Annotated in this window: 11 protein-coding genes; 4 read left to right on the forward strand and 7 right to left on the reverse strand. The window is 39.4% G+C overall.

Annotated features, from left to right (window positions below):
- Window positions 1–12 precede the first annotated feature (12 nt).
- The 4 genes from prwr041_RS06375 to prwr041_RS06390 form a co-directional block, all read right to left on the reverse strand.
- Window positions 13–540 (reverse strand): shikimate kinase, encoded by a 528-nt coding sequence (locus tag prwr041_RS06375; protein ID WP_207155492.1) that lies wholly within the window; start codon window positions 538–540, stop codon window positions 13–15.
- The gene (gene topA / locus prwr041_RS06380) at window positions 537–2,864 is read right to left on the reverse strand and encodes a type I DNA topoisomerase (protein ID WP_207155493.1); all 2,328 of its coding nucleotides are present in this window, start codon (window positions 2,862–2,864) and stop codon (window positions 537–539) included. The genes prwr041_RS06375 and topA overlap by 4 nt, the downstream gene beginning before the upstream one ends.
- A gap of 142 nt (window positions 2,865–3,006) precedes the next feature.
- Window positions 3,007–3,537, reverse strand: coding sequence for an NUDIX hydrolase (locus prwr041_RS06385; RefSeq protein ID WP_207155494.1), 531 nt, complete (start codon window positions 3,535–3,537; stop codon window positions 3,007–3,009).
- Between the two features lie 3 nt (window positions 3,538–3,540).
- On the reverse strand, window positions 3,541–4,968 hold the full coding sequence (locus prwr041_RS06390) for a sialate O-acetylesterase (RefSeq protein WP_207155495.1): 1,428 nt from the start codon (window positions 4,966–4,968) through the stop codon (window positions 3,541–3,543).
- A gap of 100 nt (window positions 4,969–5,068) precedes the next feature.
- Here prwr041_RS06390 and prwr041_RS06395 point away from each other — a divergent pair, with 100 nt between their 5' ends.
- The 3 genes from prwr041_RS06395 (at window position 5,069) to prwr041_RS13705 (ending at window position 6,690) form a co-directional block, all read left to right on the forward strand.
- Window positions 5,069–5,893 carry an alpha/beta hydrolase gene (locus tag prwr041_RS06395; protein WP_207155496.1) on the forward strand — a complete coding sequence of 275 codons (825 nt, stop codon included), beginning with the start codon at window positions 5,069–5,071 and terminating at the stop codon, window positions 5,891–5,893.
- Window positions 5,894–6,086: 193 nt separating this feature from the next.
- Window positions 6,087–6,584, forward strand: a complete 498-nt coding sequence (locus prwr041_RS06400; protein WP_207155497.1) for a hypothetical protein — start codon at window positions 6,087–6,089, stop codon at window positions 6,582–6,584.
- Entirely contained in the window at window positions 6,559–6,690 is a 132-nt protein-coding gene (locus prwr041_RS13705; protein WP_262897005.1) for a hypothetical protein, read from the forward strand. The genes prwr041_RS06400 and prwr041_RS13705 overlap by 26 nt, the downstream gene beginning before the upstream one ends.
- Window positions 6,691–6,774: 84 nt before the next feature.
- On the opposite strand, the gene prwr041_RS06405 is transcribed toward prwr041_RS13705, so the two are convergent.
- The 3 genes from prwr041_RS06405 to prwr041_RS06415 all read right to left on the reverse strand — a co-directional run bounded on the left by prwr041_RS06405 (window position 6,775) and on the right by prwr041_RS06415 (window position 10,947).
- On the reverse strand, window positions 6,775–7,947 hold the full coding sequence (locus tag prwr041_RS06405; protein ID WP_207155498.1) for a TlpA disulfide reductase family protein: 1,173 nt from the start codon (window positions 7,945–7,947) through the stop codon (window positions 6,775–6,777).
- Between the two features lie 89 nt (window positions 7,948–8,036).
- Window positions 8,037–9,650 (reverse strand): glycoside hydrolase family 43 protein, encoded by a 1,614-nt coding sequence (locus prwr041_RS06410; RefSeq protein WP_394370811.1) that lies wholly within the window; start codon window positions 9,648–9,650, stop codon window positions 8,037–8,039.
- Window positions 9,651–9,708: 58 nt separating this feature from the next.
- The gene (locus tag prwr041_RS06415; RefSeq protein WP_207155499.1) at window positions 9,709–10,947 is read right to left on the reverse strand and encodes an alpha/beta hydrolase family protein; all 1,239 of its coding nucleotides are present in this window, start codon (window positions 10,945–10,947) and stop codon (window positions 9,709–9,711) included.
- Between the two features lie 417 nt (window positions 10,948–11,364).
- Here prwr041_RS06415 and prwr041_RS06420 point away from each other — a divergent pair, with 417 nt between their 5' ends.
- Entirely contained in the window at window positions 11,365–12,423 is a 1,059-nt protein-coding gene (locus prwr041_RS06420; RefSeq protein WP_207155500.1) for an LA_2272 family surface repeat-containing protein, read from the forward strand.
- Window positions 12,424–12,453: the final 30 nt, after the last annotated feature.

A 12,453-nucleotide genomic window follows, 5' to 3' on the forward strand; every position in this document is an offset into this window, starting at 1 on the left:
TAATATGATTGCTTATAAACCGAGCAATTCTCTTAATTTAGTAACAAATATTTTAATTTTCTCGTAATTATCCATGAGGTTTACGTCAAGGGTATACTTTGCCTTACTGTAGAAGGGCTCTCGTATCTGCAACTGCTCGTTGATGAATACTTTTACCTCTTCGGAGGTTTTGTTTTGCAGTAATGGTCTCACGCTCTTTCCCATTTTCAGATGACCATACAATACTTCGGGAGTGGCTTTTAAATAGACCGTGTCTCCCTGTTGATTCATGTAGTCAATGTTGTCATAGAAACATGGCGCTCCACCACCACAACTGATTATCACATCCTCAAATTCCGCTACCTCATGAAGAAGGTTGTGCTCAATAAGTCTGAACCCTTCCTCTCCTCGTTCGTCAAAAATTTCCTTTACCGTTTTTCTCATTCTGCTCTCTATGTACCAGTCTAGGTCATAGAAGGGCAGATTGAGTTCTTGTGCTAAAGTCTTGCCGACAGTTGTCTTGCCGGCACCCATATATCCTATTATAATGATTCTTCTCATTTCTTTCTTCTAGCCTTAGGCTCAGGAGCATTCTTCACAATATCCATACACTGCTCAAAAGTAAGTTCTGCTGCCTTTTCGTGAAGAGTTTTTGGCATGCGATAGTTCTTTCCGTCGTAAGCGATATATGGACCATATCTGCCGTTTAGCACTTCCATAGCTCCGTCTTCTTCAAAAGACTTGATATGGCGTTGCTTTTCTTGCTCTCGCTTTTCCATTATCAGCTGTATAGCTGTTTCTAATGTTGTTGTCATTGGATTCTCAGTCTTTGGCAGAGAAACATATTTCTTATTGTGCATTATGTATGGTCCGAAACGACCTGCACCGATAACTACGTCTGTGTCTTCAAACTGACCTACTGTGCGTGGCAGTTTAAATAGTTCCAGTGCTTCGTCAAGGGTAATAGTCTCCATACTCTTGTCTGATGGTAACTGTGAGAATCTTGGTTTTTCTTCATCATCGGCAGAACCAATTTGAACCAAAGGACCGAAACGACCAATCTTAACAAAAACAGGCTTACCGCTCTTTGGATCTGTTCCAAGTTCGCGTTCTCCTGCTTTATGCTCTGAACGTGCATTCCTTACTTTTTCAACAGTTGGCTCAAAATTCTTGTCGAATTCTTTCATCATCGTGTTCCATCCTTCTTTGCCTTCAGCTATTTGGTCAAATTGCTGCTCAACTTTTGCTGTGAAGTTATAGTCCATGATGTCAGGGAAGTTTTGCATTAGGAAATCGTTAACAACGATTCCGATATCTGTAGGCAGAAGTTTTCCCTTCTCATTGCCAGCCATTTCCTTTTTCTGCTTGCTTGTAACTTTTATGCCTTTCAGCGTGTCGATAACGTATTCTCTTTCCTTACCGCTCTTATCACCTTTCTGAACGTATTCACGTTGCTGTATAGTAGATATTGTAGGCGCGTAAGTAGAAGGACGTCCGATACCAAGTTCCTCTAGTTTGTGTACCAGACTAGCTTCAGTGTATCTGTTTGGACCCATACTGTAACGTTCTGTTGATGTTATCTCACGTCTTTGCAGTTCGTCACCCTCTTTCATTACTGGTAGATTATGGGTTGACTCGTCCTGATTGTTGTCATCATCATCTGTAGACTCACGGTAAACTTTCAAGAAACCGTCAAAAGTAACTACCTCACCGTTAGCAACAAACTTCTCCTTTACTCCAGCTACGTCTATTGTTACTGTAGTCTTGTCTATTTCGGCGTCAGCCATTTGTGATGCAACTGTGCGCTTCCAGATAAGCTCATATAGTCTCTTTTCCTGCAATGTACCTTCAATCTCGGTATTGCTCATTTCTGTAGGACGTATAGCCTCATGTGCTTCTTGTGCGCCCTTAGAGTGAGTTTGGTATTTGCGAGTCTTGCTGTATTCCTTACCCCACAGTTTAATAATCTCATCTTTGGTGGTATTTATCGCAAGTGATGAGAGGTTAACTGAATCGGTACGCATGTATGTGATGCGTCCGTTCTCGTATAAGTGCTGTGCCACCATCATCGTCTGACTTACGGTGAATCCCAGTTTTCTTGCTGCTTCCTGCTGCAATGTTGATGTAGTGAAAGGAGGTGCTGGGGTGCGGTGCAAAGGTTTCTTTGCTATAGATGACACTGTGAATTTTGCATCCTTGCATTTCTCAAGGAAAGCAATAGCTTCTTCGTGTGTATTGAATCGTGTGTCCAATTCTGTTTTCACTTCACTGATGTTTCCATTAGAATTCGTGATAGTTAGAATTGCATTTATGCGATAGTATGGTTCGCTCTTGAAAGCCTGTATCTCTCGCTCTCGCTCAACGATAAGTCTCACAGCAACACTCTGCACTCGTCCTGCACTTAGAGCCGGTTTAACTTTTCTCCATAATACAGGTGATAGTTTAAATCCCACAAGGCGGTCTAGTACGCGGCGTGCCTGTTGTGCGTTTACGAGATTCATGTCAAGATGACGTGGAGTCTTTATAGCGTCAAGGATAGCTGATTTCGTGATTTCGTGAAACACGATACGGCTTGTGTTTTTCTCATCAAGTCCAAGTACTTCGCAAAGGTGCCATGAAATAGCTTCTCCCTCGCGGTCCTCATCGGATGCTAACCAAATCTTTTTGGCTTTCTTGGCGTTTGACTTCAACTCGGAAACAAGTTTCTTTTTCTCGTCAGGAATTTCGTAATCTGGTTCCAGTGTTTCTGCATCTATACTTAATTCCTTCTTCTTGAGATCGCGAATGTGACCATAAGAAGACATTACCTTGAAATCGTTTCCTAAAAATTTCTCAATAGTCCTAGCCTTTGCGGGGCTCTCTACGATAACTAAATTTTCTTGCATAATTGCGAATTGTACGTTGTTAGGGCGCAAAAGTAACTAAAACTTTTACTTATACATTATTATATGGCATTTTTTTTCGGTTTTTTAAGTATTTTAGTTTTAGTTTGATGTTAACTTGGTGTAAAATAATTACGAAATGTTATTACAAAGAACTGCTGATTTTTGTTATGAAATCAATAAGCCCACTTCTTACTGAATTAAGTCCGAACAGCTCCGTTTTGATTTCTTTTAATGGTATCCACATACATTCGGCAGCATCGTCGTTTGCCTTTACTTTACTGTCGTCTTTTACCTTGCAACTAAAAAACATATCTAGAGTAGGAATGTCAACTCCGCTGTAATGATATATATTTGGTTTGCTGAACATATATCTTACTTCTGTAACCTCCAACCCTGTTTCTTCCATTACTTCACGCATGAGTCCTTGTTCTACAGTTTCGTTCATATCGGCGAATCCGCCAGGAAGGTCAAAAGTTCCTTTTGCCGGTTCATTTTTTCTGCGCTCAACAAGCAAATATCCGTCTTTATTCAGTATAAAGGCAACGTTTGCACTGCTTGGATTTACGAAATACTCAAAGCCACATTTTCCGCATTTGCGGCTCTTCTCACTACTAATGTTAAAGAGAGAAGAACCGCAAACAGGACAATATTTGAATTTATTCAACATGTTCATTGTTTACCAGTTATCAGTTCTGAATGGGAATAGTGGCAGTAGTGCTGCATTTTTAACATTACCGTATCCCCAGTTCCTAAATGCATATCTCACAGCCACTGGAGTTTTTACTTCTGGACAAGTGATAATAAGGCCTTTCGTCCAATAGTAAGATGCGTTTGCCTTATGGAATACTTTGTCAGCTCCAGCAACTTCAAATCCCTGAATATCTTCATAACGACTTATTGCGCCGTAATCGTTGGTCAGATTCACGTAGCATGTATCATTGCTAATTTTCATATCTTTGTATTCTGGACTATTACACCATATATTCTTCATGCCGTAAGTCTTGTTCAGTGCTTGTAGGGCAAGTCGTTCTCCAACCTGCTGTTTTTGTGAAGGATGAATCTGTTGACTCTCGTATGGATATACAAGGTCGTCTATGCACACAATCCCACTGTTTGGAATAATCTTTGATGCGTTGAATTGTTGCTCACGAAGTTTTGGCCCCCAGTCTCCGTTCACGTCTGAGTTGAAATAAGGAGCAATCTGTACGAAGTAGAAAGGAATTTCACCCAACTTAAAGTCGCGTCTCCATTGAGAAACTAAGTCGTTGAGTCGTTTTGTGTATTGACTTGCAGGATCACCTACGTTTGAACAACCCTGATAGAAAATGATTCCTTTCACTGTGTATTTCAATATTGGTGAGAAAGTACCATTGCCCCATAAGAGTGGACGCAGATAGTCCCCTGGAAATTTCTTCACCATCTCCATGGAATCAAGTGGCTCTGTGGTGTTCTTTTCAAGATAATCACGGTCAAGCCAGCTTTCTACTCTCGTGCCGCCTTTGTTTGCCATAACAAGACCGACAGGTATGCCAAGAGTCTTGTTTATTGCTTGGGCAAAGAAATATCCTGTAGCCGAAGCATCACCGACAGTCTGAGGACCAATAACCTTCCAATCGCATTGTGCATCATCAAGAGGTTTGGTACTCATCACGCTAGGTATCTTTACATAGTGAATGCCTTTGTATTCATTGGCATTCATCACGGCTTTGTTATATCCTTCAACGGGGCAGTTGCCAAACCCTTTTACAGGCATTTCCATGTTGCTCTGTCCGGCGCATACCCAGACTTCGCCCGAAAGAACATTGCTTATTGTTGTCCTGTCACCATCGTTGAATGTTATCGACAGAGGGGTATAACTTGCTTTTGGAGTTTTCACCCCAACAATCCATTTACCTTTGCTGTCTGTTTTTGCAGAATAAGATTCCTTGCTCCACGAAACGTTCACCTTTACGGTCTTTCCTGGAGTATCCCAACCCCAAAGTCTGGCTTCGGAATCTTGTTGTAAAATCATGTTGTCGCCAATGATATGCGGCAATCTCACTTTAGCCTGACTTCCCAATGTAATTGTAGAAAGAGCAGCAAAAAATAATATACGTCTTAACATGGTGTGTTTAATAAATTTAATCTGCCTGCAATATTACGATTTTTTCGCTATCTTTGCAAATGATAGTTATAAAATAAGATAAAACGAGAACAAAAAGTATATGAAATCGAAACATTTAATGTTATCTCTGGGCATGCTACTTGTGGCTTTTTCAGCTTCTGCTCAGAAACAGTTCGAAATGAATCTGTGGCAAAGTGGTGCCCCAAATAGTAATGGTGATAGCACGGATACAGCAAAGGTGTTTGTCTATCTTCCTAGTGATAAAGCTGCTACTGGAAGAGCTGTGGTGATATGTCCTGGTGGAGGCTATTCTGGTCTTGCTATGGATCATGAAGGTAAGGAATGGGCTCCATTTTTTAATAACATGGGTATTGCTGCTATCGTTCTTAAATATCGTATGCCAAAGGGTAATGTTGATGTTCCTGTAAGTGATGCTGAAGCTGCCATGAAATTGGTAAGGGCAAATGCTTCAAGTTGGAATATTAAAAGCGATGATATCGGTATAATGGGTTCTTCTGCAGGAGGACACCTTGCCTCTACCATTGCCACTCATAGCAGCGGTGATGCAAAGCCTGATTTTCAGATTCTTTTCTATCCTGTTATAACAATGGCTCCTGGATATACTCATCAGGGCAGTCACGACAACCTGTTGGGAAAAAATGCACGTAAGAAGGATGAAAAACTGTATAGTAATGATTTGCAGGTTACGAGAGTTACGCCGCGCGCATGGATCGCACTCAGTGACGACGATCGCGTTGTCATTCCTTCAAATGGGGTAAACTATTATTTAGAACTCTATCGCCATGATATTCCTGGCTCTCTTCATGTTTATCCTTCAGGCGGACATGGATGGGGAATACATACAAGTTTCCGCTACCACACTCAGATGTTACTTGAACTGGAAAGTTGGTTAAGAAGTTTCTAATCGGTATCTTTATGAATTTATGGAGTAATCTAAAAAGATGTAATTAAGTCCTTTCTTCCTCTTTCACTTCAAAATACTGGCATACCTTTGTCTTTGCAGATTACCAAAGCTTTGACTAATTCTCATTAGTTTAACTCACGTTGATTAAGTGTTTATGATAACGCATAGACATGTGGAATTAAAATGTAAAAATATGGTTAATATAAATTTAGAATATAATGGTATTCGTATCTTTTATAAAGACGGTAAGCGTTTTATAAATTACGGAAATAATACTATTGATTGTAATGCTGGTAAGTATTATTATTTGGACCATTTGTCCACAGTTTATAGAACAGAGAATAATAAAGCCTCAGGATGGATGAATGTTATTACATATATTTATAATAACACTTCATCAGAGTATAATGAAGAAATTGTAAATACATTATTTAGAAAATTACCAAATAATTCGCATACTGACAACGAGAATTTTATGTTCTTTTGTGTGATATATTTAGCTATGTTAGATTTGGAATCTAATACAAAATATCCATCAGGTTCAGGAAAGCGAATGGTTTATAATAGCTGTCGAGAAGTTTTAATAAACGGTATGGACTATAAAAAGGCTGCGACTTTATATGAAAAAAAGTCTTTTAATAATATGCAAGATGTAAACGTAGAAGATGAATCCAACAACGGGGGGGGATGATTATGGAAAGTCTGGAGAACATTATGGATGGTATAATGGATATAGCGATGACGCCATTGATGATAGTTTTGATGGAGATCCTATGGCCACTTGGAATGTTGATTAATATGCAAAATATTGTTTTAACTCAATAAAAAAACAGGAGTAGCTTCTAATAGAGGCTACTCCTGTTTTTTATATCTTTTTGTCTTTATAATAGACTCTTAATCTCTGCATCAAGATCTTTAATCTGTGCGTCACGCTTCTTCAATACATTGTCTTTTCCGATGATGAAGAATGTTGGAATACTCTGTACATTGTATTGAGCAAGAACCTGTGAGTTTGTTCCGTCCTCATCGCGTACACTTATCCAAGGAATTGCAGCAGTCTGAGTCTTCCAGAAGTGCTCGTCTGGGTCTACAGATACCTGATAGATTTCAAAGCCTTGTGCGTGATATTTGTTGTAGAGTTCACGAAGCATCATGATGCGCTTCAGACTACCTTCTCCAGCAAACATGTGGAAGTCTAGCAATACTACTTTACCCTTTAGGTCTGATAGTTTGCGCACGTGTCCTTTGTTGTCGTTAAGTGCTATGTCGATAATTCCTGTAACGCTCACCTTGCTGGCATCAATCTGCTGCTGCTGTTGCTCTGCCTGAATGATTCTTACGTCTTTCATTCCCTGCAATGCAATGTTGTGTAGGTTGAGTCCTCTTTCAGCTTTTGGATAATATGTGTCCCAGCTTGTGGCTACGGCAGCATAAACCTTTATATCATCCTTGTTATTACGTGGATTGAAAATCAGACTTTGAGTGTTTCCAAGTACTACAGTCTGGAACAGTGCGAAGTAAGAACTTGCTTTCATTGGTTCCTTAAAGATGTAGTTACGCTTGATGTTGTTCTTGTATGCTTCAAGCAGTTTGCTGACGTTTGCTTCAACTGCATCAGTACCAAGATTAGGATTGTTTATGATAGAGTTTACATTAGCTTGCAGCTTTAGCTGTAATATAGCCAATTCCTTTATCTTAGAACAGTTTTCGCTGCCTTTTACTTCATATTTTGAAGCCATTGTAGGATATGCGCCATTAATGCTCACAGTCTCTGTAGAGTCTATGCTCACGTTGATAATCTGACCGGCGATACGCAGACGATAGAATTCTGGAGCTTTCGGAGCTTTCCCATCAAAAGAGAAATTACCGTCTTTATCCAGTTTTACAGAGTCAAGTACAACAGGACCGTTCAAACTCATGTTCTCAAAATACAGAGTGGAATCCTTTGCATTGGAAATCTCACCTGTTACATGGAATTTCTTGTTGTTACAAGAAACCATACTCATTGCGGCAAGAGCTATTGCGGCAATTGAAAAGATCTTCGATATCTTCATTTCTGTAGCTTTTTCATGTTATGCTTTGCAAAAGTACTGTAAATCGGCAGAAATACAAAAAATATATTCATTTTTTATTTCTAAATTCTCTATTTTGTAACTCTGAACCAATCCACGTCTATCCATCCGCGGTTGTTCTTTCCCTCAGGTTCCTTGCTCACGAATCCTATTTTTGCACCTATCCATTTACCTTCTTTCATTGTGAATATATTGCCAACATCGTGGAAATTCTTTCCGTCTGCACTCCATGCAAACTGACATTTTCCAGCGTTCACGCTCATTCTCATGTATATGTCTTCGTGTATTGCTGGCTGATAGTCTATTTTATCCTTTGCCGTTGCGTCAAGAGTTGCGATAATCTTACAGTCTTCGGCTGTTTCTTTGTCTGCGTTCTTGCATGTTATCTGTTGCAGTTGGAACTTGTCGCCTACACGTTTTACCACAAGTGCTGAATAGTCAAGTCCCATCATGATGATTCCTCCCATTTGGTTCTCGTTCTTTGCAGTTAGTCGCAACTTAGCAGTAGCCGTGAACTTATCTGCTGGAGTTTTTTGTAACAATAGGTTAGGAGTGTGCCATATAGTTTGGTTGCTTTTATCATTGTATATTCTGAATACCCCAAAACTAGTAGGCATTCCAAATACGTCCTTATAGTTTGCGTGCCATTGCCATTGTTGCCCCATGATAGGGGAATTGAACTCATCGCTTTCCTGTGGATTTACGATGATGCTGCAATCTGATTTTGGCTTACGGAATTTTTCGTATGGTGTACCATTCTTTCCCATGATAGGCCAACCTGTCGACCAGTCTACTGGTTGCAGGTGTACGACTCTTCCGTATGCTCCTTTATCTTGAAAGTGCATAAACCAATCCTCACCTTGTGACGTATGAACCCAACCACCTTGATGAGGTCCGTTGATATTGGTTTTCCCTTGGCTCAGTACCACCTTACTTTCATAAGGACCGTAGGGTGATTTAGAACGCATTGCCAACTGGAAACCTGTTGGTACACCACCAGCCGGACACATAATCCAATACCATCCGTTGCGTTTGTAAAACTTCGGTCCTTCGCAAGTGCGGTTTTCGTTTCCGTTTCCGTCAAACACGATGACTGGTTTTCCTATAGCACGAGTACCATCTGCCGAAAGTTCTCTTACCGTCAGTATTGAGGCGAAGTTATTACGGCTGTTAGCCCATCCGTTTACTAGATAGCAGCGCCCGTCTTCATCCCATAGTGGGGTCGTGTCTATTAATCCTTTACCCTTTATCACGCATACTGGTTCGTCCCATTTACCCGAAGGGTCTTTTGTTTTAACCATGAACACGCCATAGTCTGGATCTCCCCAGTATATATAATATTCTCCGTTATGGAATCTTATGCTTGGTGCCCAAACGCCCATGCCGTGTGCCGGCTTGCTGAATACGGAGTCTGGTTCAAGTTGATCAACGGCGTGCCCGATTATTTCCCAGTTCACGAGGTCGCGTGAGTGCAATATCGGAAGTCCAGGGATACAATTAAATGAACTTGCTGTGAGGTAATAGTCATTCCCAACAGCAATCACATCAGGGTCACTGTAATCGGCGTTTATGACAGGGTTTGTGTATGTTCCGTCTCCGTTGTCGGGACTCCATACTTGTGATTTGTATTGTGCCATCATCATTGAAGGCAGCCAAATCATCATTGCCAAAAGTTCTTTTTTCATGTCTTGTCTTAGTTATAGTTTTTAAGTTGTATAGTTGTTTGTTTCAAATGGGCATATCTTATTTCAGAGAATTAATCCATTTTGCCATATCGCTTAGTACTTCTGGTGAAATCGTTTCCTCTATTGCACGATATTCACTTATGGCTCCTGTTGTGCAATGTTGGAATAGATGGTTTAGTGATGGATATTCACGAATAAAATTGTATCGACTTTCATGAAGATTCTTTTTTATTCCAGCTAAGTTTAACGATGAAATCACTTGAAAGTCCTTGTCGCCGTCGATAGCCATAACAGGACATCTTGTCGCAGCGATGTCGGCAGCAGGATCATAATCAATGAAATAGTTTAGCCAAGGTGACTTTTGAAACGTTGTGCTTATTCTGAATTGTAGGGTAGTAAGTCTTTTAGTTTGTCCTGCTAGTTCCATAGCCTTGTTGGTTTGTGCCGTAAGAGCAGTGTCACCTTTGGCTCCGATACCAGCCATACTTATAACGAAGTCAACTTTATCTTTTGCTCCAAGCATAAACGCTATCGAACCGCCTTCACTATGGCCGAGCACTCCAACCTTGCCGAATTTCTTTGTAGATTTTAGATAGGCAATACCAGCTTCTGCGTCACGTGCAAAGTCTTTAGTTGTAGCATTCTTTACGTCACCGCCTTTTGATTCACCGAAACTACGGTCATCATATCTTAGTGTAGCGATACCGTTACGAGCTAAATAATCAGCAATCACAAGGAAAGGTTTATGGTCAAACACTTCCTCGTCTCTGTTTTCAAGACCACTTCCTGTTACCATAAGCATCACGGGAGTCTTACCTTTTTGGTAGTTTATAGGATAGCAGATTGTTCCTGCAAGTATAGCTTTGTCCGTGGCATTCGTAAAAGTAACGTCTTCTGTTTTATAAGGGTATGGCTTTGCAGGATTTTGCGGTCTATTTAGCTTCTCCTCACCTCGTTTAAGATTAAGAGGGAAATTATATCCCATTTGAGAGAATCCACCAATTATTTCATCTCCTTTCAAGCGACCTTTGAAAGAAGCACCTAAATTAGTGATACTTATTGCAATTGAATCTGCCGAACAATAATCTACTTTTGCCGGAATATCACTTGCCCCTTGGTCAGGGCTGTCCAGTGACGAAGTAGTATTTCCATTTGAATCATGGTTTACATGGATAACGATTGTAAGAGTTTGTGCACCAGCATTTAGTTTACCTGTCCAAACACCATCTATTCTGTTTTGTGCATAAGATGTTGTAACGAATAGCATGATTGCTATTACAGATAATAATTTTTTCATGAAATCAAGGTTTTAAACTTTACAATGCAAATATATATAATTATATTCATAAAAGGAAATAAAAATACATTTTCTGCATTTAACAACTGATTTTATCATCATAAAATGAGAGACATACTCGAATCAGTAAAAGTCTCTATTTTCTTTTCGATACAGCATATTGATTGGTTATTTCCATTTTGGAAACAACCATATCTTTCCGCGTGAAGCAAAAAGAAAATATGTGAGGAATGAAGAAAACAACAAAACGGTCGTTCTCGGGGAAAGAATTCGATATTAATATGCTGCTAAAGTGAGTGTAGAAATATGTTGTTTTAAACAATATGAGATAATTCGATATTTTTTTAAGGGTGGAATAGGGGTAACTGATATGATAGATGTTCTATAAGTATAACAAAACAATTTTTATAATAAACAATGAAGACAATAAAAGGAATAAGCATTTTGTTTTTGGCAGTATTAGCCAGTTTTAATACAAATGCGCAAGAAAAGAAGACAGTGCAAGTGTCATTTATTTATCCGGTTGGGACAGCTGGAACTAATTCTGTAGATTATAAGAATAACTTTTCGTTCAACATTATCGGTGGATTAAATGGTGGCGTAAACGGATTTGAATTTGGATCTGTAGCAAATATTAATGAAGGAGATGTGAACGGATGTCAAATATCGGGAGTTTGCAATGTAACATCAGGCAATAATAGGGGAGGAATTATTTCGGGAGTATGCAATATGGCGTCTGGAGATAGTAAAGGACTCCTCGTGTCTGGAGTTGCAAATTTGACAAAGGGACAATCTACTGGCGTAGAAATCTCCGGTGTAGCAAATGTCTCGGATTCACATAAAGGATTACAGTTGTCTACAATCAATCTTGTTAAGAATAATTTATATGGAAGTCAAATAGGCGTAGTGAATTATGCTAAAAAGGGGAAAGGAATTCAAATTGGCGTTGTAAATGTTTGTGATGCCGATGATGATGTTATCCCGATTGGTCTCTTCAATGTAGTTAAAAATGGATATTATGCTTTCGAAGTTTCTACCAATGAACTCTTTATTACAAGCTTATCCTATAAGATGGGCAAAGAAAAGTTTCATACCATATTCAGAGCTGGCATTGGCGAGCACAATGATAAGTCGGTGTTTAGTACAGGATTGGGTTTTGGATCAATTATTCCTATAAAGGACAATCATAAATTAAATATGGAACTGATTTGCGATGCTCTTCATTACAACTGGAAATGGGGAGACAACAAAATGAATTTATTAAACCAATTCAATTTGAATTATCAATATCAGGTAACAAAGCATCTCGGAATAAAGGTAGGACCTAGTTTCAAGACATTTGTCACTAATCAAAAAGAAAACGGAGAATTTGCTAGTGTAATTAAAATGCCGCATACACTATTTGAACATAGCGGAAGCAAATATAGAGTTGCTGGTTGGATCGGTTTTAATGCAGGAATGGTATTTTCTCTTTAAAAAGTAAGTTAGTATTAAAAAAAGTATATA

It is taken from the genome of Prevotella herbatica, assembly GCF_017347605.1.
Taxonomy (GTDB): Bacteria; Bacteroidota; Bacteroidia; order Bacteroidales; family Bacteroidaceae; genus Prevotella; species Prevotella herbatica.